Source organism: uncultured Gardnerella sp. (assembly GCF_947280595.1).
GTDB classification, from domain to species: Bacteria; Actinomycetota; Actinomycetes; order Actinomycetales; family Bifidobacteriaceae; genus Bifidobacterium; species Bifidobacterium vaginale_A.
Genome location: NZ_CAMYOS010000016.1, coordinates 1 through 21,511 on the forward strand (window position 1 = coordinate 1; position 21,511 = coordinate 21,511).

Below are 21,511 nucleotides of genomic sequence, written 5' to 3' on the forward strand. Positions count from 1 at the left end.
TTAGCTGATCCTAATGCAACTCAGGCTCAAGTTGATGCAGCTTTGAAAGCATTGCAAGATGCTAAGAATCGCATCATTTCTTACTATGGAGTTGGCGGAATTTACGATAGTTCAGCTGTAGATAAATCTGAATTGCAAAAAGAAGTCAACAATTCTGGTGATGCTTCTGCTAAAGCAACCGCTCATGCTGATTCAGCTGCATCTAAGGCGTACAAGAAGGCTCTTGCTAATGCTCAGCGCGTGTTAGCTGATCCTAATGCAACTCAGGCTCAAGTTGATGCAGCTTTGAAAGCATTGCGTGACGCTAAAGCAGCATTGCAAGATTATGCTAATTCTTCTTCCCAAAATAATGCTAATGGAAAGTTGCCAAATACTGGCTTAAATGCAACGTTCTTTGCAAGCTTTAGCGCATTGTTTGCTGCTATGGGAATAGGAATTGTGTCTACTAGACGCAAGCATAGCAAGCGTTAAATCATAAAAACGCTTAGTTAAACGAAATCCCTAGCTTCCGAAAGGTTGCTAGGGATTTTTAATTCAGCTTTTAATTCAGTTTGAGAAAAGTAAATAAAATCTGCAGAGAAATCTAAATCAGCCAGAGCACTACGTAGAAATCAGCCAGAGCCACACATTAAAACCAGCCAGATCCCCACTAAAGACAGCTAGAACAACACGTAAAAGCCAGCTAGAGTCACATGTCTAAACCATCTAGAGTCACACGTCTAAACCATCTAGAGTCCTACATAAAAGCCAGCTAGAACAACACGTTAAAACCAGATAGAGCCCTCTACCGTAAAACAACCAGCCTTTGAGTTGGTCTAGTCATAGCAACATACACATCTGCAGCAGCGCTCAAGCGTGAGCAAGCTTCATTCTCAATCAACTCAGGCTTAATTAACACAACTGCGTCATACTCTAAGCCTTTTACATCTTCAGCACTACACACGCTAACTTGAGCATCGCCATAGTTTTCAGAAATCTGCCTTTTAAGCTGTTCCCATTGCTCGCTTGAAATATTTTGTTTAAGAGCATTGTAAACAACCTCTTGCGTGCTTTTAAGCATTGATTTAGGTGCAATAACAGTTACGCGACCAGTGCCATCTTCAGATACGAATTCATGGAACAAGTCAACGCAATATTTAGCAAGAGAAGTATTCAAATCTGAATCATTATCATAATTTTGCATCACTAAAGATCCAGAAACAGAACGAACTGCGCTAACGGTTGAAATATATAATCCGGATTTAATCGCTAAATCTCCTGCAGCTTCAGAAATTTCGCGTGGATTGCGATAATTTATAGTCAACTCGTACAAATCCCAATTATCTTTTCCAAAAACAGGATTCATACTCGCATTCCAGCGATGAGTTCCGCCAAGAGCAGATGTTTGAGCAACATCTCCAACAATCGTAAATGAGCGCGAAGGGCATCTGCGTACAAGCATCCGCCATTCCATTGGAGTTAATTCTTGAGCTTCGTCTACAACAATATGCCCATAAGTCCACTCGCGATCTGTTGCCGCGCGCGCTGCAGCCATGCTTGAATCGCATCCATTCAGATTGTCAAGAAGCATATCCGTAGTTACAAGACCATTTCCAATCCCAGCTTGAGCTAAAGTATCTGATGCAATTTGACGTTCAGATTCTCTTTGAGCTTGCTGAGCTAGGTTGCGATTATCTGTTTTAGGATCTGGTCCAAGCAATTCCATAGCTTCGTCTAGAAGAGGAATATCCGATTTTGTAATAGGACTACCTTTAGGTCTAATCAAAGATTTAACTTGCTCGTCAGAAAGCCATGGAGCGAATGCGCGTAATTGTTCGCCTTTAGAGAATAATTGATCAATAAGCCAAGTTCCGTTCATTGGCAACCAAGCTAAATTAAGAGTTATGCGGATTTTGTCGTCTAAACGCAATTGAGAAATAACGTCATCAAGCTCAGAATTTTCAGGATTGTAATCTAGCTGCTCTATATAACGATTTTTCAAAGCGCTAAGCACTGATTTTACAAACGTATTGCGAGCGATATTATGCGGCTGATGAGCGCTTTTAGCATCCGATTGTGCTTGTAAAATATCTTCTTTCTTTAGCGGTATTGCAAAACCGTTTATGCGAACAGTAGGAAGATCTTTTGGAACGCGAATTCTAGCTTCGATAGCATTCGAAATAGCTAGGTGCATTCGGAACATGCCTTTAAGTTTAGCGACTTGTGGACTATCTTCAGCTGTTGCTTCAATTCCAGGAATCAAGTTTGCTATTGTTCTGCTTACAACGCCAGTTTCACCTAAAGAAGGTAAGACTTGATCGATATAACGCAAGAATGCGCTGCTAGGTCCTACAACTAGTACTCCTGAGTTTTCAAGTTTTCTTCTATGCGTGTAAAGCAAGTATGCTGCTCTATGTAAAGCTACGGCTGTTTTGCCGGTTCCTGGTCCGCCTTGAACAACAATAGGACGATTTAGTGGTGCTCGAATAATGCGATCTTGCTCTGCTTGAATTGTTGCAACAATATCCGTCATCTTGCCAGTTCTTCTAGAGCCAAGTGAAGCGAGTAGCGCGCCTTCGCCTGTTAGTGTTCCTTGAGCAGACGCGTTGCTTACTTCATCTGAATCAACGTCAAGAACTTCATCTTCAATGCCAATAACATCGCGAAAGCGAAGTGTAATATGACGGCGCATTACTATGTCTGCGTGGTGTGAAGGAGTTGCTTCATAAAATGGTCTTGCTGCTTCTGCGCGCCAGTCTGTTAAAAGCGAATCTAAATTTTTATCTAGTAAACCAATGCGACCGATATAATGACGAGCTCCTGAATTGTTGTCAATGCGTCCAAAAACAAGGCGATCTTCTACTGCTCTCAATTGCATTAGGCGATCTTCATACATTGTTGCAAAAGAATCACGTTCTGTGCGCTGAGTAGGTGAACCGTGAGATCCTGCTGCGCGTATTGCGTCAAGTCGAGTGCGTGCATCTTTGCGTAAATCGTCAAGACGTGCGTAAGCGCGATTCACATTGTCTTGTTCTTCGCTAATTTGTGAGGAGTACGTAGACATTTTGGTCCGTTCTAGTTGGTATCAATCTGCTATCGTTTGCTTTTCAAGTTTTACAGTGCTGCTGTGAGCCTTGCGTACATAAGTTATTGCGTTCGCAAGAGTATCTTAGTGCTTAAAACTAGGCGTTTAAGTATATCTCGAGGCGTATACGTAAATTTCGACTATGACGCTAGAATTTTAATCTCTCACGCGATTTTTGAGTTGATTTTTCGCAAGTTTTGCGTTTTAGGTTGTGATTTTATTTGTGAGTCTTTTTGCACGTTATTTATTTGTGTTTATTCGTGTTTATTTATGAGTTTTTTATACGTTATTTTTTATACGTTATTTTTTGTTTATTTTTATATGTTATTTATTTGTGATTATTTTTGCTTGTTTTTGCGCATTATGTTTTTACACACGTTGTTTTTGCTTATTTTTTGATTTTTGCTTTTTGCTTTTTTGATTATTTTTTGCACATTACTTTGCACATTTAGATTATTTTTAAGGTGTAATAACAGGCGAAGAACGCTGATTTTTCAACAATTTACAAAGAGTGCGAACGGCGGGACTTGAACCCGCATGAGCATACGCTCACTGCCACCTGAAGACAGCGCGTCTACCATTCCGCCACGTTCGCATACAGAGCATAAAGCTACCATATTTATGTTTATTTAGCAAATAAAATACTCAAATAAACATAAGCGTGTTGGCATTATTATCCTCTTACGGTTTTTTATTATCCTTTAGATCCGTTCTCATAATAGTGAGCTAATGATTCATCTCTAAATTCTTCGAAATATCCATTATCAATTGAAGAACGAATATCGTCTAGAAGTTTTACAAAGAATCGCTCATTGTGGATTGTTGCAAGAGTGTATCCATTCATTTCTTTAGCACGAAGCAAATGATTTACATACATTCTTGAGTAATGTGTGCAAGTGTAGCAATCGCATCCTTCTTCAAGAGGACCTTGATCGTGTTTAAAATCTGCTCGCTTTACATTGTATCTTCCGTGACGAGTGAAAATAGCACCGTTACGTCCACATCGAGCAGGAGCTACGCAATCGAAAGTATCTCCACCGTTTTCAACGCAAGCAAAAATATCGTCAACTGCTGCTATTCCAAGTACGTGACGTGGTCTATTCTCTGGCATAGCGTCACAAATCCAAGCACAAGTATCTCCAATAATGCGCTTTTCAATTGCTCCACCGATACCGACTCCGTCAAAGTCAAGAGAAGCAATCTGCGAAGCTGCGCGTCTACGCAAATCTTCGTAATTTGCTCCTTGAACAACGCCATACAACGCTTGATAAGGTTTTCCTAAACGCTCTTGTGTTAAACGCTTGTGCTCATCAACACAGCGCTTTGCCCAACGGAAAGTGCGTTCAACAGATTCTTCTTGGTAATGGCGAGTGTTCATTAGAGTTGTAAGCTCATCGAAAGCAAACATAATATCAGCGCCTAGTTTATGTTGAATGCCCATAGAAATTTCAGCACTGAATCTATGTTTAGCTCCGTTAAGAGGAGATTTAAATGTTACTCCATCTTCGTCTACGAAAGCCATTCGCTCTTTGCCTTCTGCAATAACGTCATCTGACTTCATGCCTGTAACGTCCATTGCAAGTGTTTTCTTAAAACCAGCTCCAAGAGAGAGAACTTGGAATCCACCTGAATCTGTGAAAGTTGGACCATTCCAGTTCATGAATTTTGCTAATCCACCTGCTTCATCTAAAGTATCTGCGCCTGGTCTTTCGTATAAGTGGAATGCGTTGGAAAGCATGCATTGCGCGCCTAAGTCTTTAATTGTTTCAGGTAGTACTGCTTTCATTGCAGCTTGAGTTGCGACTGGAACGAATGCAGGTGTGTGAATATCCCCGTGAGGGGTATGTATTATGCCGGTTCTTCCATATCTAGCGCCATTAAGTCCTTTGCCATTTGCGTTATCTGGAAGACGAGTTTTAGAAGTGAAATAAAACTCGCTCCTGTCGCCAGGTTTATTCGGTTCAGCTCCGCGTGGATGCTCAATAAGATTATTCATATGATTTACTCTATTACTTTTTACAGATAACACAGTTAATTTAAAGGATTCGCTCACAAAACTTTAAGCATTTTAATGAATATATAGATATAAGCTACAAAAAGCAAATGGAGTTTTGAGTGTTTTGAGGGTTTTAGAGATTTGAGGGATAGCGAGTTTCGGGAGTTTTGGAGAGTGGGAGAGTTTTGGAGAGTGAGAGATAGTGAGTTTAGGGAAAGTTTGTGAGAGATTGCAAATATGGTGAGAGGTTTCGAGAGATAACGAGAGATAACGAGAGATAGTGAAAGAGTGAAAGTTAGTGAAAGAGTGAAAGTTTAGGGAGAGATAGTGATCTTAGAGAGGTAGCTAGAGATGAGTTTTGTGTGGGATTTTGTTTTAAGGAGTTTTCAAATTATAAATTACTTAGAGCTAATTAGTAAGATTAAGTGATTGATAGACGAGTATAAGCATTGCGTGTATAGAAGCGTTCGCGCAGTGTACATAAATTACACAAATAATTAACATAGAGAACTGTATAGTTTAATAACAACATGGTTTATTATTAGTGGAAGTTGGTGGAAGAATTTTAAGGAGTGTTTATGGCAGAAGATATGTATGGCAACAATAGCAATGAGAAAAAGCTTGATGAGAATCAAGCTAGTCAAGTTGGTCAAGCTAACTATGACGATACTGTAATTCAAGAGAACGCAGCAGATTCAGATAATCGAGCAAATCAAGATCATAATGTAAAAGCTGAATTGCAATATAGCGAAAGTCGTTCTGTAGAAAGTAAATCGGAAGAGAATCAACCTCAAACATACAGACTTGCTCCAAAATATGGTGCGTACAGGATTACTAACACGGAATCTAATTCTTTTGCAGCTGCCGGAACTCAATCGCAGAATGCGAAGAATTCTCAGAATGCTCAAAATTCTCAGAACCTGCAGAATCTACAAAATCCGTATGCTGTACAAAATCAGCAAAATTCTCAAAATCCTCAGAATTCTCAGAACCTGCAGAATCCTTTCCTAAACAATCAAAATCCATTTAATTCTCAGAATCTGCAGAATACACTTCCGCCTGTTCCTCCTGAAAATCTGCAGAATTCTACTTCGTATTCTTCGCCACAATATAATGGATCTTCTAATAACGGTTTTAAAAACAATAGCAGCGCTCCTCAGTTTGGAAACCCTTATTACAATTTGGATGATTTAGATAACTACAGTGAAAGTTCAGATAAATTAAGCGAACAAGGTGATTCAAATCAAGGTGATCTAAATCAACTTCAGCCTGCGCTATATGCTCAAAATTCAGGATTTGACTCTCAAAATTCTGGTGCAAATTCTGGTGCAAATTCAAACCAGCCAATGGGCTACACAGCTGGTGATTCTTCAGATTCAGATGATGACTTGCAAGAAAGATTGAAAAATGAAATCAGAAATTTGCCAGAGTATAACGAATATCCTCCTATAAAAGCAAATCCTAATCGTTCTAATTCTGCTGCTTCTCATGTGATGGTGGCAATAATTTCTGCTGCTGTTTCTGCAATCATATGTGTTGTGATGACGCTTTTTGCTATCAATAATGGACTCATATCTTTGCCGCAATCAGGCTCTCTTTCTGGATTAGGTTCAAGCGCAGTTACAGGAGGAAAGGGTAGTGCAATAATCAAGGGCGGCAATGCTCCTGATTGGGCAACTGTTGCGAAAAATGTATATAGATCCGTTGTGTCAATACAAATGCGCTCAGCAAATATGGAAGGTAAAGGATCTGGTGCGATTGTTGACACAGAAGGTCATATTGTTACAAATAATCACGTAGTATCCGGTGCAGAGCAAATTCAAGTGACGCTTTCTACTGGGGAAATATACAAAGCACAAGTAGTTGGAACAGATAAGACAACCGATTTAGCTGTTTTGAAAATAGTAAATCCTCCTAAAAATCTTCAGCCTGTGAAATTCGCTGATTCAAATTCGTTGGCTGTTGGAGAAGCGGTGATGGCTATTGGAAATCCTTTAGGATACTCTAATACTGCAACTACTGGTATTGTTTCATCTTTGCATAGACCTGTTTCGGTTATGGACGATAAATCTCGTTCTGAGATTGTTACTGATGCTGTGCAAATAGATGCTGCTATAAACCCTGGTAATTCTGGTGGTCCTACATTCAATGCTGCTGGTCAAGTTATCGGAATCAATTCATCTATCGCATCATCTTCATCTAAAGGTAGCGTGCCTGGATCTATAGGAATCGGTTTTGCTATTCCTTCTAATTTAACTAAGCGAGTAGTAGACGAGATTATTAAAAATGGTTCTGTAAAACACGTAGCTTTAGGAATTACGATTAGAAATGCTTTAGTCACATCTAACAATGTTTCTAGAGGTGGTGCGCAAATAGTATCTGTTACAGCTGGAACTCCTGCTGCTAAAGCTGGACTTCGCGAGGGAGATACAATAGTTGCGTTTAATGGTGAGCCTGTTTCGAGTAATTATTCGCTTTTAGGATACGTGCGTGCAACAGCGTTGAATGGTCAAGCTTCTCTTACGGTTGTAAGAGGAAATAATACTATTAAGCTGAACGTTGTATTTAATCAAGAAGAAGCTGCTGTAATGGGTGAAACTCGAAAAGATCCTCGTTCTCGTGTTCAGCGCGGAGATAATCAAGGAAATAAAGATAATCAGGATTCGCAAAATCCTGCTCCTGCTCCTGCACCTAAGCAAAATAAGCATGACGGGGATGACGATGACGATTCTCAGCAGCGCGGTGACGATGACGATGGAGGAATTTTTGATCCATTCGGATTCTGGTAAATTAGTGTGCTAAGCGCGCTGGATTGTTCTAGTTTAGAGAATTGTTCTAGTTTGGAGCATTGCTCTAGTTTAATTTCCAGATTGCGTTAGTTGTTAAGAATAATACACCTCGATAGCAAGTAATTTGCTTGCTATCGGGGTGTATTTGTATTTGTGAAACGCGCTTCACAAAATCAGTCAACAACAGTATATTTCGTAAACAAAGGTATAAAATAATACATATGACTTATAAAACTTTTGCAGAACTAGCAGAGTCGCGATTTTCTGCACGCGATTTTTTCGATACTCCAATAAGCAAAGACATATTGGATTCAATACTTAAAACTGCATCTAAATCACCAAGTTGGAGCAACACGCGACCATATGCGCTCGCGATTGCACAAGGTGAGCGCAAGAATCGCATTGTGAAGTCTTATTTAGAAAAATGTGATGCAATGCTGAAATCTAAAGATAAATCTTTAAGTGAGTATGAAAGAAAAGCGTTGGAAGAACAATCTTCTCCAGACGGAGATGTTCCAGTTATGCAGCCGTATCCGGATGATTTGAAACAGCGTAGTGCTGAATTAGGTTTATCTCTATATGCTCATTTAGGAATTGATAGACATGATTTTGCAGCTAGAAATGCGCATATGAAACGCAATTTTGAAGCTTTCGGAGCTCCTGTAATCGGATTCGTTTTTGCTAGAAGCGATTTCATGCCTTTTTCAGCAATGGACGCAGGATTGATGTTACAAACGCTTTTCTTAGCAGCTAAGTCTGAGGGAGTTGATTCTTGCCCTCTAGGTGTATTAGCAAATTGGAGAAGCCCGCTGGATGCGGAATATGATATTCCAAAAAACTATGAATTGCTCACAGGATTCGCTCTTGGGTACGCAAGCGATTCTCCTGTGAACAAATTCAGAGCTAAGCATCCAAATATCGAGCTTTTATAAATCTATTCCTTTACTTTATAAAGCTTTTAGGATTTCCGCGCTTATATACAGTAACTTTTCCTGGTATAAGTTTTGACTTCCAAGCTGTTTCAATTTGCGCAATATCTTGTTTTTTATAATGCGAGATGTTGTAGTTTAAAGCCAAGAAGTAGTACCACGGTTCGTTAGAGCTAGTTACAAAGTAATCGGACTCTTTCTTTGATGAACATGATGACATATCTTCATCGGATTGCTGTTGTGTAGGCAATTCGTTAGTTATAAACGAAGAATTTTTATGACTGCAGCTAATAAGATTCTTAGCAAAATAAGGATTAGCAGTCACTAATTGCCATGAGTATTGGCGTAAATCATTCGTTTCTGGAGAAATAGAATTTCCTTTTGAATCTGTAATTGCTTCAGTATGCAGCCAGGATCCCATCCATCTCTTATTGTAAGCGTTGTTCTTTGAAATGTAATTTGCAAGCGCTCTAGATCCAGAGTAATCAAATCGTATATCGTTTACGCATGCGCATACGTTCCAAATAATGCTTGGAAGAAGCAAAACGAGAATCAAAATATGCGAAATAGTTCTACTTGCGTATCTTGTGCATCTTGAGCATTTGCTTGAGCTTAAATTCGAGTTTTCACTCAAGTTTGAGCTAGAGTCCAAAGTTAATTCTGTGTTAGATTCTGTGTTAGATTTTGAGCATTTGCATAGATTCCTAATAAAACCAGGTATATCTTTAAGCTCTAGTGGACTTTGCGAAACACAAATCCAAATTTGAGCAATGAAAAATGTGAACACGATTCCGCTGTGATGCAAAGTAAAGTATTTCGTTGCAACAATTGAAAGCATGAGATAAGGGAGTATCAGCGTGCTAAGAGTGTGCCTTGTGCTAGAAATGCGAATTACAAAAATCCACATAATTAAAGATATTATTACGCAAATCAAAGTCGCAAGTACGCTTAGTGACATGCGTCTTAAAGACACGTCATTAGAGAAAGATGTGAAAGCGCTTTCAGAAGGCATCACAAAAATAAAAGATAGCCATTGTATGATTTTAGAATTGCCATCATGAGTAGGCCTTGTTGCAAATGCGTCTGATGCAGGCCAAATGCAAACTGTGTTTAGAACTCCAACAATTGCTATTAAAAACCAGCAAATAAATCTTTGCGTGTTACAAGTAATTTCTTTAAAAACTTTTTGTATTCCAGAAGATAATATTGCTTGTAAGATCCAAGCTAAAGCAAATCCTGCTGCTAGTGCGATTCCGTACGCGCTTATTAGGCACAAAAATACTAGAGTTAAAGATAATTTCCAAGGTTCAGAATTGCGATTTTTCCAATAGCTGGCGCTCATTAGCAATCCTGCACAAAGTAGAGCATATGGGCGTGCTGTTACGCCATATTGGAAGCATACAAAATATGTGAAAGGTAGTAAAAGCGTAGCTGTGCGATTAAAAGGCGATTTGAAAATCAGCCATCCTCCGAATAGCGCAGAGCACAAAAATTGTATACTTTTAAGTCCGATTTCATATGGAACGCCAGTTTTTGCTGGAATTGAGAGAAGTAAAGTCCACAGTGGTGGGTGTCCTTCATAATGCGGACGAAGTAAAAGCAAATCAGTAAAAGATGAGTCGCGTGCAATAAGCCAACTTTGAGCTTCATCAAACCATGGCTCATGGAAGCACATTACAAGCGCAATAACAGCAAGATACGCAATGAATGTAAGAGTACGGGCATGCTTTGAAATCCACTCAATATAAGCAAAATGCGTACGAGTGGAGGAATTTTTCTCGTTCATAAATTTTTCTTTTTCTAATTATTTCTAATTCTTATTATTTTCTGATTATTTTCTGATTATTTTCTGATTATTTTCTGATTATTTTATTTTTTATTATTTCTATTTATTTCTATTTATTTTCCTTGAGCGCTGCCAATCTGCGAGCATTAGATATTGCATATAAGCTAATTCCAGCTGCAACAGACGCGTTTAATGATTCAACTGCGCTAGAAATAGGTATTTCGGCAATAGCATCGCAAGCTTCGCGCGTTAATCTGCTCATGCCTTTACCTTCGCTGCCAAGAACTACAACTAGAGGGTCCGTTTCAAATCCGGTTTCTCCAACTAGTTTATCTCCGCCGCCATCAAGACCAATTGCGTACCAGCCACGTTCTCGTAATCCGTCAATTGCTTTATTCAAATTTACAACTCTAGCTACTGGCAAGTGTGCTGCTGCTCCTGCTGAAACTTTCCAAGCTGCAGCTGTTACAGAAGCACTCCTGCGCTCTGGAAGAATCACGCCATTAGCTCCAAAAGCAGCTGCTGAGCGGATTACAGCGCCAAGATTCTGTGGATCTGTAACTCCATCTAAAGCAATAAACAGTGGGCGCGAATTTATGCGAACTTCTGCTGAATCCACAGTTTGCATAGCGCGTGCTCTTTTTTCAGCTTTCTCTACAAGCTCTTGAAGAGAGTAATATTTATAAGGCTGAATCTTTAATATAATCCCCTGGTGATTGCTTGAGCGAGCAATGCGATCCATTTCCAATCGGTCTGCTTCTAATAACCGCAATCCTTGCATGCCTGCTAACTTCACGATTTCGCGAGTGCGATCATCATGCTCAATCCTATTTGCTATATACAATTGAGTGCTTGGAACTCCTACGCGTAGAGCTTCCAATGCAGCATTGCGACCAATTACTGTTTCATCTGAATCAGCAGCCATCTTATCAACCCTTCTGCGTGCTGCTAATCTAGGATCTGCAAATGTTCGTTTTATTGCTGCTTTCTTTGCAAAATAAGCCTTGTGATATACGCGATCCTCTGCCTTTGGAGTAGGCCCTTTACCGCGTAATGCATTGCGATGTTTCCCACCAGAGCCCTTGGTTGGTCCTTTTTTCGTAGTCATATTTCCATTCTCACATGTCCCCGAGCCATTAACGTTTTAAACACTATTGGTTAATAGTGATTTTCGCTAGTTTAGTACTTTATTTATTTCGGCGCGCTGTAGTGTACTTTATTTCTGCGAGTTATATGGCATAATAGAACGGTATTTATTCGTTGTAATAATTACGTTTATTAAGTAAATCCACAACCGCGCAATAATTGAGATTCTTGCAAAAATAGATATATCGCGATTATTGACTACTCCGCGGCACTCCCAAGGGGGAAATTATGGTTGATCACGCTCTTGATCAATCCAGTGATAAAGAGACTGATTCTTCTATCAGCAGTAAAGATCCGTCATTATGTAGTGTGGAACAAGTAGCGCAATCGCTTAATGTAGATATTTCTCGAGGTTTGAGCTTTGAAGAAGCATCTTTAAGACTTGAAAAATATGGTACTAACGCTCTTGCTGCTGCTCCTAAAGTACCTGCATGGAAACGATTCCTTGAGCAATTCAAAGATCCACTAGTGTATTTGCTTATAGCAGCTACTATTATCTCCGCGATTGCATGGTTTGTTGAGCGCGCTCAATCCAAAGGTAATGATGGAGGGGAAATATTACCTTTTGACGCAATCGTAATTATCATAATTTTGATTGCTAACGCTGTTCTTGGATATATTCAAGAATCTCGTGCGCAAGAAGCTGTTGAAGCATTGGCGCGAATGAGTGCTCCGCAAACTTCTGTGTTAAGAGATGGACGTGTTTTGCGAATTGACACATCAGAAGTAGTTCCAGGAGATATTTTAGTTCTTGGGGAAGGGGATGCTGTTTCTGCAGATGCTCGACTTATTGCTGCAGCATCATTGCGAGTTGCAGAAGCAAGTCTTACAGGTGAATCTGTGGCTGTAAGTAAAAAACCTGATGTTTTACAATCTGCAAAAGCTTTAGGCGATCGTACAAACATGGTATTTAATGGTACTGCTGTGACTCAAGGAACTGGTCGCGCTATTGTAACTTCCACAGGTATGAGAACTCAGGTTGGAAAAATTGCAGATATGCTTTCCAAATCAGATGAAGAATCTACTCCTCTTGAACGTGAAATGGTGAGAGTTTCTAAGGTTCTTGGAATTGCCGTATGTATTATTGCTGCTGTTGTTTTAATTTCAATGTGGTTACTTGAAGGTTTCCGTAGCGTACAAGACGTAATCAATTCGCTTTTGCTTTCAGTGTCTTTGGCTGTTGCTGCTGTTCCAGAAGGTTTGGCTGCTATTTTGACAGTTGTTCTCGCTCTTGGCGTTCAACGCATGGTAAAGCATCATGCTGTTGTAAAAAAGCTATCTTCAGTAGAAACCTTAGGATCTGCATCTGTTATTTGCTCCGATAAAACAGGAACATTAACTCGCAATGAAATGACAGTTGAACGCATAATTACTCCTAGTGGAGAAGTTCAGCTTACTGGAAGTGGTTATAAACCTGAAGGCAGAATGGTTTTGCTTGGTTCAAATGATGCAGATCTTGCAGTTGGCAAGAATCTTGAAACTGAAGTTATAGGAGCTTTAGGATCTGGATATTTAGCTAACGATGGAGATTTGCATTATGATGAATCGAATGGTAGTTGGCAGCCTGTTGGAGATCCAACGGAAGTTTCTCTAATAGTTGCAGCGCGTAAAACTAAAGCTGATCGCCGCTATGCACATCTATCTCGTGTTGCAGAAGTTCCATTTACTTCAGAGCGAAAGCGTATGTCTGTAGTCGTTAAAGATGGTTCCGATTCAGGTAATTTGATTGTTTGTGCTAAAGGTGCTCCAGATGTTTTGCTTTCCTATTGCAATCGAATTGCTGTAGCAGGTGCTGTGCGTCCGCTTACTGATGGAGATCGTGAAGATATTCTTGCAACAGTAGAGCGTTTATCTGGCGAAGCTTACAGAACTCTTGCAATGGCATATAGACCGCTTGGAGTAGATAGTCTTGCAAAAGTTGAAGGAATGGTTTCTAACGCCGCTGGACAGATTGCGGATGTTGCTGATCAAAGCGATGTTCTTGAGTCTGATTTGATTTACAATGGCATGGTTGGAATTATTGATCCTCCTCGAATTGAAGTCAGAGATAGTGTTGCTCAAGCTCATCGCGCAGGAATTCGTACTGTTATGATTACAGGCGATCACCCCCTTACAGCAACTCGTATTGCTAGAGATCTTGGCATCGTTGGTGAAGAAGGACGTGCTATTACTGGAGATGAATTAGACAATCTTCTTTCTAAGAATGATGACAATATTGCTTTTGATGAAGCTATTAGCAAAACAAGCGTTTATGCAAGAGTTGCTCCTGAACATAAGCTTGCAATTGTTTCTTCTTTGCAACGTCAAGGAAATATTGTTGCTATGACAGGTGATGGTGTCAATGATGCTCCAGCAGTAAAGTCTGCAGATATTGGCGTTGCTATGGGTATTACTGGCACAGAAGTTACGAAAGAATCTGCAAAAATGATTTTGGCAGATGATAACTTTTCTACTATAGTTGCGGCTGTTCGAGAAGGACGAGGTATTTTCGATAATATTCGTAAGTTCTTGCGATATCTTCTTAGCTCAAACGTTGGAGAGGTGTTCACTGTTTTTGGTGGCGTAGTTTTTGCTGGCGCACTTGGAATTACTCAACCTGATTCTGTTGGAGTTACTTTACCTCTTCTTGCAACACAACTTTTATGGATTAACTTACTTACAGATGCTGCTCCTGCTTTGGCTATGGGAGTAGATCCGCAAACAGATGATGTAATGAGCAGACGTCCTAGAAATCTTAAAGATAGTGTTATCGACCGTCCAATGTGGGGAGATATTGTATTCATAGGTGTTCTTATGGCTGCAATTACTCTTATCGGTATGGATATGCATTTGTCTGGAGGATTGTTTACAGATAGATCTACTACAATTTTAAGTCATGCTGCTCAATTAACTCACGCGCGAACAATGGGATTCACGATTCTCGTTTTTGCTCAAATGCTTAATGCATTAGCATCTCGTTCTCATTTGCAAAGCGTGTTTGTTGGACTATTTGCAAATCGTTGGCTTTGGGGTGCTATTGGTGTTTCTGTAGTTCTTCAATTGGCTGTGATTTACATACCATTCTTAAATGAGCCATTTGGAACTGTTCCGCTTGATTGGACTGAGTGGTTTGAGTGCTTAGGGCTTTCGATGGTTGTGTTAATAGGCTCGGAGCTTCGTAAATGCGTATTGCGTTTTATTGCTAATCGTAAAGGCTGAAACTTAATTCCTGTTTTTGCTGCTTATGCTCGCAATCATTTTATAAATATTTATAAAACGTGGTGTGTTTAGTAGGATACTTTTGTTGACTACTTTTCGCGCCACGTTTTGTTTTGCGTAATTAAAGTATATTTAATTATTTTTCTCAATAAAACTTGTTTTAATGGATTGTTTGGAGTTAATAAAAAAGGTTACTTTAATGTCGATATCGCAATTGTTGGACCTCGCCACGCGCTACAATTGCTTGTATTGTAATTTTCGTACAAAATAAACAATGAATTATTTCGTGCGAACAATGAAGTTACTTGTTTACTTATATCCATATAAGGAGAATTGACGCTATGCTGTTGTCTGATCGCGACATCCTCAAAGCCTATGATGAGGGGCATTTGGATTTGACTCCGTGGACTCCGGAAATGGTACAGCCGGCGTCTATAGATGTTCGTTTAGATAGGTTCTTCCGTCTGTTTAATAATCACGCTTATACGTATGTAGATCCTGCTGAAAATCAAGGTGAGCTTACAGAACAATTTGAAGTAGCTCCAGATGAGCCTTGGATTTTGCATCCGGGTGAATTTGCTTTAGGCGCAACTTGGGAATATGTAAAACTTGATAACACGGTTGCAGCTCGTTTGGAAGGTAAAAGTTCACTTGGACGTCTTGGAATATTGACTCATTCTACAGCTGGATTTATTGATCCAGGATTTGAGGGTCATATAACCTTAGAGCTTTCAAACGTGAGCACTTTACCAGTTAAGCTCTGGCCTGGAATGAAGATTGGTCAAATGTGCTTCTTCCAGCTAAGTTCACCGTGCGAGAATCCTTATGGTTCTGCAGTGAACGGCTCGCACTACCAAGGACAGCGTGGACCTACTCCTTCACGCTCATACGAGAATTTTTATCGTGCGAATTTAAGTGAATAGCTTGGATTGCATGAAGTCGGTGTTTGGCGATTATATGCAGCGAGTTAATGTTGCAGCTTAACGTTTAGGAAGAATTGTTCTGATTATCTGTGATTTTCGAAAAAGTTTCGCAAGAGTTGCGCACACTCAGATTCACATACTGAACCAATAACTTCAGGATGGGATCCTATATGAGGATCTCGCAAAATATCCCAGACAGATCCGCATGCTCCAAGCTTTGCATCCCATGCGCCAAAAATTACGCGTTTAAGTCGCGTTTGAAGTACAGCTCCAGCGCACATAGGGCAAGGTTCAAGAGTTACTACCAGAGTGCAATCAGACAGATTCCAAGATTTACGCGAGATTGCAGCAGATTTCATAGCAAGCACTTCCGCATGAGCCAGAGGATCAGCGTTTTTCTCTCGCATATTTGCACCTTTGCCAATAATATTGCCCTCGCTGTCAAGCACAACTGCTCCGACTGGGACTTCGCCTGAAGAAGCAGATTCTCGAGCCAAATCTAAGGCTTGATTCATCGCAAATACTATCTCATCTAGCATATCTATGAAATCACTTTACAAATTAAGAAATCAACGAAACTTACATAAACTTAAATAAATCCTACATAAAATCTAAAACATAAATAATCCTAAAAACTTAAATAAGTTTAAATAATTATAAATCCAAATAATCCTAAAAACTTAAATAAATTTACATAAGACCAGAAGAAATATCGTGAGTGACAAACCATTTGCGAATATCGCCAATTTCGTTCATGTCAACAGCATGATCCAGCCCGCGGTATCGATGTTCTTCAAGCCAAGTGTGCTCTTCAAGCCATGCTGCAGCAGCTGAGAATTCATAAGGTGCAATTACGTCATCTTCTAATCCGTAGCCGAAAAATACTGGAATATTGCGTTCTGCTAAATCGTCATCTTTCAGAATAATTTCAGATTCGCAAGTAGGAATATTAGGAGCTATAAACCCGGAAAGTGAAACAGACGCGCGGTAGCGTGCAGGATTCAATCGTAAAACATGTACTGCTAACGCCGCGCCTTGTGAAAAACCAAATGGAACAATATCGCGATTTGCTGGAATATTTTCATGCACCCACTCATTGATTGCGACTGCTGCAGCGTACATGTCGTAATCTAAATCTTCTCGCTGAGGCACAGCATCGTGGAACCAACTGTAAGCGCCTTGCGCTAGTTTAAGTGGAGCTCGTAACGCGATTGCGTCATTATATGGTGCTACAACTCTCAACAAATCCAATAAATCTTCCTCGTTTGAACCCCATCCGTGAAGAAGTAGAAGTATTGGATGCGTTGGATGAGCTGAAGCATTACCTTGTGAATACTGTGCATTTGTAACTTTTAATGGCTCACCAAAACGACCCGGCACAACATGTGATTCGCGACCGATATGCGTACGTTTCGAATTTTTCTCCGCATTATTGTCATTTAGTTCATCGCTAATATTCATTTCGTCACCGCCGCTCGTATAAATAGTTGCGTTATAAATCGTTATTTTAATAAATATTTCGTATCACGCCATTATGATTTTCTCATTTACGGCATACGACATATGAAAATTAATTTATAAAAAGTTTGGCATTCTCCCAAAACTGTGTAATATGCTATAAAAACAAAAAATCAGTCGGATAATTCAGTAACAAGGTTGGCTTTAACGTTTTTACTATATATCAGTTGCTTCTATTCAATTCCAATAACGCGAATCTCGCATAAACGCAGCTCGGTATCTAATTTTTACAGAACGTACCATGAATGGGAAGCAGGCGTTGCTCGCGTTTTTTACTGCGGGCCGCTTTTTATACTCTTTTAACTATAATATTTACAAGTATAATAACTTTCATATATACTTGTAAAAAGCATAGTAAATATACATGTACTAAGTATATGTGTGGATTGTTGTAGAAAAGTTAGGGTAATAGATATGGTTACAGTCGCTCCAATAAGCACTATGGTTCCTATTAGCGCTTTTAGTAATGGTAAATCTGCACAGGCTTTTGCCAAAGTGAGTTCTGGTATGCCAGTTACAGTTTTAAAAAACAATCAACCAATGTACTTCATCATTGACCGTGAAGATTTTGAGCGCTACCAATCGCTTGAGGAACAACTTCAAAAGTATATTGAAGAAGCCATTGAAAATAAAAACGAGGAAGCTCGTAGGCAAGTTCAAAATCACGAATTTACTCATGAATCACATACTGCTTCTGATATGATGGATTACCTAAATGGCATGTGAAAAGAGACGTCTTTTTACAATCAAGTCATTTGATAATGACTACAAAAAGATTCGTAAAAAGCATATTAACACTGAAGATTTTCTTTCTGTATTTCAGGCTCTCATAGATAATAATCAACAGCTATTAAAGAGTAAATATCGTGATCATGCTCTTACTGGTAGTTGGAAAGGTTATCGTGAGTTGCATGTTCAGCCCAATTTACTACTTATTTATTGGGTTGATGGATTGTCTGTTTCTTTAGTTTTGGTAAGAGTGGGGAATCATGATGAATTATTCTCCAATTCTCATACTAATTCCAAAATTATTCGCAAGTATTCTGAGGCGGTAAGTAATACTTTATCGTTGCGTCCAAAATCCAAAGATAGCTAAAGTATAGAATAATAGAATATAAATTATAAAAATAATAATGGGGATTATATGACGACTTTTGACAGAGCGAACTTGCCACAATCCGTGCGCACAAATGGCGCTACGCCAAATCCATGGTGGGCAAATGCAGTTGTGTATCAGATTTATCCGCGAAGCTTCCAAGATACTAATGGTGATGGCATTGGTGATTTGAAGGGCATTACTTCGCGCCTTGATTATTTGGCTGATTTAGGCGTTGACGTGCTATGGCTCAGTCCTGTTTACAAATCTCCTCAAGATGATAATGGCTACGATATTTCCGACTATCAAGATATTGATCCGCTTTTTGGCTCTCTGGAAGATATGGACAAGCTTTTGGCTGGCGCTCACGAGCGTGGTCTTAAAGTTGTGATGGATTTAGTGGTAAATCACACTTCAGATGAGCATGTTTGGTTCCAGGCTTCAAGAGATGCTTCGAGTGATTACGCGGATTGGTATTGGTGGAGGCCTGCGCGCAAGGGCTGTGTGCCTGGTGAGCCTGATGCTGAGCCAAATAAGTGGGGCTCATATTTTGGTGGTTCTGCGTGGACTTACGATCCGAAGCGTGGCGAATACTATCTTCACCAGTATTCTCCAAAGCAACCAGACTTGAATTGGGAAAATCCTTCAGTCCGATCTGCTATTTACAAGATGATGAATTGGTGGATGGATCGCGGAATTGACGGTTTCCGCATGGATGTTATTACGCAAATTTCTAAGCATGTTGATTCTGAAGGACGTTTACCAGGTGAAGATGGTTGCACAATTGAGGATTTGCCAGCCGGAGCTGACGGATACTCTTCGCCATTCCCATTCTGCTCGGATGGTCCTCGTCTAGACGAATTCTTACGTGAGATGCGTGCAAAAGTTTTCGAAGGGCGCGAAGGTTTTTTGACTGTTGGCGAAGCTCCGGGAATTTCAGCGAATCGCAACACGTATATTACTGATCCTGCTCACAGCGAACTTGACATGTTGTTCCTGTTCAATCACGTGGATATTGATTGCGAAAATGGAACTAAGTGGAATCCTGTGCCTCTTAAGCTTACTGCATTAAAGCGTGTGATGGCTGAGCAGCAGCATGCGGTAGCGGATTCTGGTTGGGCGAGCTTGTTCTTTAATAATCACGATCAGCCGCGTGCGCTTTCTCGTTGGGGGAGTGAATCTAGTGACGAGATGCGAGTTCGTTCTGCTAAGGCGATTGCAATGCTTCTTCACATGCATCGTGGTACTCCTTACGTGTATCAGGGTGAAGAAATAGGTATGACTAACGCGCATTTTACGCGTCTAGAACAGTATCGCGATTTGGAAGCATTGAACATGTTTAAGCAGCGCGTAGAAGAAGCGCATATTCAGTCAGCTGAGTCGATGATGGATGCGCTCGCAAAGCGTGGTCGCGATAATTCTCGAACTCCTATGCAATGGAACGCTTCTAAATACGCGGGATTCATGCCATTTAATGTGCAGTCGCCAAATAACTCAGAGCCGTGGATTAGTGTGAATCCTAATTATGTAGACATTAATGCTGCTGAGCAGATGGAAGATTCGGATTCCGTTTACGCTTTTTACAAGTATTTGATTGCGCTTCGTCATTCGGAGCCGATTGTTTCTTCTGGCTCTTGGAATTTGGTTGATGCGGATGACGAGTGCGTGTACGCTTTCGTGCGCGAACTTAAATCTGATTGCGAAAAGCAGGAGGATTTTGTTGTAGATTCTGTAGATTCTTCTGCTGATTCCGCTTCAGATTCTGCTGCTTCTGCTTCAGATCCTGCTGAAAAAGTTTCTGAAAAATCTTCTGTATGTTCCACAGAGCGCATGCTTGTAATGGTTAATATGACAGAATCTACTGTTCCTATACCTACGGAAAGCGCGCAATTATTGCAAAATCGCGCTTTAGGCAGATTTACTGAAAATGATGTACTTCTTGCAACTTATGACGTGAACCATGCGCTTAATTCTGTGAAAAATGGCACGCTTTCACCTTGGGAAGGCATCGCTGTTATTTTGCAATAATCACTTTGCAATTGTTTCGTCCACTAACTTTGGCAGAGCTTTCGCAATATCTTCGCGAATAATTCGCTCTGCCAAGTAGTCGTATTGTGTAGAGCCTAGGTTCATTATTGTGATTGGTACTCCAGCGCGCGCTGCTAACGGTACAAGACTTGCTGCTGGAAATACTTCAAGAGTTGATCCAATAACCCATAATTCATCTGCTTTAACTATTGCTTGCGCGCTTCTTTCCATTGCTCCTTCAGGAAGTGCCTCGCCAAAATAAACAACGTCTGTTTTGATTAAACCGTTGCAAGGCATATTGCTACGGTATGGTAGAGCGCGTCTGCAATGCGGATCTGGATGCTCGTCTAAGTCGCGCATAATATCGGCAGTTTTATAGCTCGCGTGGCAGCTCATGCAGTGTGATGTTCCAATACTTCCGTGCAAATTTACTATGATGTCTGGGTTGTTTCCAGCTTTTTCGTGAAGTGCGTCAAAATTTTGAGTGGCGATTAGATCTAGCATTCCAGCTTTCTCAAGTTTTACAAGCGCTTTATGTGCTGTTCCCGGCTGAGCGTTCCAAACAGGCGACTCTTTTTGCCATCGCCAAGAGTAAATACGCTCCTCTTCGCTGCTTAAAAACGCGTCTATGTCGTAAACGTTCATCTGCTCTGGATGCTTAGTCCATACGCCGTCTGGTCCGCGAAAATCAGGAATTCCAGCGCTAGTTGAAATGCCTGCGCCTGTAAGAACTACTATGTGGTGGTTGTGACCTTTGCTGTTTTTGTTAGTCATTTCTTTCTCCTGCTATTACTTTATTTTAATAGTATATGCTTTATAACAGTTTCTTACAGCTAATACTTTGTTTTTGTGATTTGTTTGTGAGCTGTTTGTGATTTGTTCGTGAGCTGGAGCTGTTCTGAATTATTTTTTGTGAATTGGTACTATCTAGAATTATTCCTTGTGAGTTGTCGTTATTTTTGAGTCTATCTTGCAAAACCCAAAGTACTTTGGAAAATATCAGATAGAATTTCCATATATGCCCCATTTTCGCTAATT

At 40.1% G+C, this 21,511-nt stretch carries 15 protein-coding genes and 1 tRNA gene; 8 read left to right on the forward strand and 8 right to left on the reverse strand.

Translation table 11 applies throughout. The features are described from left to right. Positions 1 to 471, forward strand: a 471-nt coding sequence (locus tag Q0X59_RS05095) for an LPXTG cell wall anchor domain-containing protein (protein WP_297643612.1), incomplete at its 5' end; no start/stop codon positions are given. A gap of 313 nt (positions 472 to 784) precedes the next feature. Here Q0X59_RS05095 and Q0X59_RS05100 read toward each other — a convergent pair. The 3 genes from Q0X59_RS05100 to tgt form a co-directional block, all read right to left on the reverse strand. Continuing rightward, complete coding sequence (locus tag Q0X59_RS05100; protein WP_297643614.1) at positions 785 to 3,043, reverse strand: UvrD-helicase domain-containing protein; 2,259 nt, start codon at positions 3,041 to 3,043, stop codon at positions 785 to 787. A gap of 533 nt (positions 3,044 to 3,576) precedes the next feature. Next, positions 3,577 to 3,659, reverse strand: a tRNA-Leu gene (locus tag Q0X59_RS05105). A gap of 99 nt (positions 3,660 to 3,758) precedes the next feature. Beyond that, positions 3,759 to 5,060 carry a tRNA guanosine(34) transglycosylase Tgt gene (tgt, locus tag Q0X59_RS05110; protein ID WP_296156473.1) on the reverse strand — a complete coding sequence of 434 codons (1,302 nt, stop codon included), beginning with the start codon at positions 5,058 to 5,060 and terminating at the stop codon, positions 3,759 to 3,761. 578 nt (positions 5,061 to 5,638) lie between these two features. Between tgt and Q0X59_RS05115 the strand changes: the two genes are divergently transcribed. Together Q0X59_RS05115 and Q0X59_RS05120 are read left to right on the forward strand one after the other, a co-directional pair. Continuing rightward, positions 5,639 to 7,849, forward strand: coding sequence for a trypsin-like peptidase domain-containing protein (locus Q0X59_RS05115; RefSeq protein ID WP_297643616.1), 2,211 nt, complete (start codon positions 5,639 to 5,641; stop codon positions 7,847 to 7,849). Between the two features lie 221 nt (positions 7,850 to 8,070). Continuing rightward, positions 8,071 to 8,781 (forward strand): nitroreductase family protein, encoded by a 711-nt coding sequence (locus tag Q0X59_RS05120; RefSeq protein WP_103042773.1) that lies wholly within the window; start codon positions 8,071 to 8,073, stop codon positions 8,779 to 8,781. Positions 8,782 to 8,791: 10 nt separating this feature from the next. Here Q0X59_RS05120 and Q0X59_RS05125 read toward each other — a convergent pair whose 3' ends face one another. Both Q0X59_RS05125 and rlmB read right to left on the reverse strand, forming a co-directional pair. Further along, on the reverse strand, positions 8,792 to 10,564 hold the full coding sequence (locus Q0X59_RS05125) for an ABC transporter ATP-binding protein (protein WP_297643627.1): 1,773 nt from the start codon (positions 10,562 to 10,564) through the stop codon (positions 8,792 to 8,794). Between the two features lie 109 nt (positions 10,565 to 10,673). Next, the gene (rlmB, locus tag Q0X59_RS05130; protein ID WP_075522993.1) at positions 10,674 to 11,672 is read right to left on the reverse strand and encodes a 23S rRNA (guanosine(2251)-2'-O)-methyltransferase RlmB; all 999 of its coding nucleotides are present in this window, start codon (positions 11,670 to 11,672) and stop codon (positions 10,674 to 10,676) included. Between the two features lie 266 nt (positions 11,673 to 11,938). On the opposite strand from rlmB, the gene Q0X59_RS05135 reads away from it, so the two are divergent. Next, complete coding sequence (locus tag Q0X59_RS05135) at positions 11,939 to 14,908, forward strand: cation-translocating P-type ATPase (RefSeq protein WP_297643653.1); 2,970 nt, start codon at positions 11,939 to 11,941, stop codon at positions 14,906 to 14,908. A 341-nt stretch (positions 14,909 to 15,249) separates the two neighbouring features. Then, positions 15,250 to 15,831 (forward strand): dCTP deaminase, encoded by a 582-nt coding sequence (gene dcd, locus Q0X59_RS05140; RefSeq protein WP_297643655.1) that lies wholly within the window; start codon positions 15,250 to 15,252, stop codon positions 15,829 to 15,831. An 83-nt stretch (positions 15,832 to 15,914) separates the two neighbouring features. On the opposite strand, the gene Q0X59_RS05145 is transcribed toward dcd, so the two are convergent. Next, entirely contained in the window at positions 15,915 to 16,370 is a 456-nt protein-coding gene (locus Q0X59_RS05145; RefSeq protein ID WP_075522990.1) for a nucleoside deaminase, read from the reverse strand. Positions 16,371 to 16,521: 151 nt separating this feature from the next. Further along, positions 16,522 to 17,292, reverse strand: coding sequence for an esterase (locus tag Q0X59_RS05150; RefSeq protein WP_297643657.1), 771 nt, complete (start codon positions 17,290 to 17,292; stop codon positions 16,522 to 16,524). Positions 17,293 to 17,763: 471 nt separating this feature from the next. On the opposite strand from Q0X59_RS05150, the gene Q0X59_RS05155 reads away from it, so the two are divergent. From Q0X59_RS05155 to Q0X59_RS05165, 3 genes are read left to right on the forward strand one after another with little or no spacing between them, the layout of a single operon-like run. Then, positions 17,764 to 18,075, forward strand: coding sequence for a prevent-host-death family protein (locus tag Q0X59_RS05155; RefSeq protein ID WP_075522988.1), 312 nt, complete (start codon positions 17,764 to 17,766; stop codon positions 18,073 to 18,075). After that, positions 18,065 to 18,445 (forward strand): type II toxin-antitoxin system YafQ family toxin, encoded by a 381-nt coding sequence (locus Q0X59_RS05160; RefSeq protein WP_297643660.1) that lies wholly within the window; start codon positions 18,065 to 18,067, stop codon positions 18,443 to 18,445. The genes Q0X59_RS05155 and Q0X59_RS05160 overlap by 11 nt, the downstream gene beginning before the upstream one ends. 48 nt (positions 18,446 to 18,493) lie before the next feature. Next, positions 18,494 to 20,473 (forward strand): alpha-glucosidase, encoded by a 1,980-nt coding sequence (locus tag Q0X59_RS05165; protein ID WP_297643662.1) that lies wholly within the window; start codon positions 18,494 to 18,496, stop codon positions 20,471 to 20,473. Here the strand turns inward: Q0X59_RS05165 and Q0X59_RS05170 are convergent, their stop codons facing one another. Continuing rightward, complete coding sequence (locus Q0X59_RS05170; protein ID WP_075522986.1) at positions 20,474 to 21,247, reverse strand: Sir2 family NAD-dependent protein deacetylase; 774 nt, start codon at positions 21,245 to 21,247, stop codon at positions 20,474 to 20,476. Between the last annotated feature and the right edge of the window lie 264 nt (positions 21,248 to 21,511).

Coding starts and splice junctions, on each gene's coding strand:
- Q0X59_RS05125 (WP_297643627.1), bottom strand. CDS start 10,564: ATGAACGAGAAAAATTCCTCCACTCGTACGCATTTTGCTTATATTGAG.
- Q0X59_RS05165 (WP_297643662.1), top strand. CDS start 18,494: ATGACGACTTTTGACAGAGCGAACTTGCCACAATCCGTGCGCACAAAT.
- Q0X59_RS05135 (WP_297643653.1), top strand. CDS start 11,939: ATGGTTGATCACGCTCTTGATCAATCCAGTGATAAAGAGACTGATTCT.
- Q0X59_RS05145 (WP_075522990.1), bottom strand. CDS start 16,370: ATGCTAGATGAGATAGTATTTGCGATGAATCAAGCCTTAGATTTGGCT.
- tgt (WP_296156473.1), bottom strand. CDS start 5,060: ATGAATAATCTTATTGAGCATCCACGCGGAGCTGAACCGAATAAACCT.
- Q0X59_RS05100 (WP_297643614.1), bottom strand. CDS start 3,043: ATGTCTACGTACTCCTCACAAATTAGCGAAGAACAAGACAATGTGAAT.
- rlmB (WP_075522993.1), bottom strand. CDS start 11,672: ATGACTACGAAAAAAGGACCAACCAAGGGCTCTGGTGGGAAACATCGC.
- dcd (WP_297643655.1), top strand. CDS start 15,250: ATGCTGTTGTCTGATCGCGACATCCTCAAAGCCTATGATGAGGGGCAT.
- Q0X59_RS05160 (WP_297643660.1), top strand. CDS start 18,065: ATGGCATGTGAAAAGAGACGTCTTTTTACAATCAAGTCATTTGATAAT.
- Q0X59_RS05120 (WP_103042773.1), top strand. CDS start 8,071: ATGACTTATAAAACTTTTGCAGAACTAGCAGAGTCGCGATTTTCTGCA.
- Q0X59_RS05170 (WP_075522986.1), bottom strand. CDS start 21,247: ATGACTAACAAAAACAGCAAAGGTCACAACCACCACATAGTAGTTCTT.
- Q0X59_RS05155 (WP_075522988.1), top strand. CDS start 17,764: ATGGTTACAGTCGCTCCAATAAGCACTATGGTTCCTATTAGCGCTTTT.
- Q0X59_RS05115 (WP_297643616.1), top strand. CDS start 5,639: ATGGCAGAAGATATGTATGGCAACAATAGCAATGAGAAAAAGCTTGAT.
- Q0X59_RS05150 (WP_297643657.1), bottom strand. CDS start 17,292: ATGAATATTAGCGATGAACTAAATGACAATAATGCGGAGAAAAATTCG.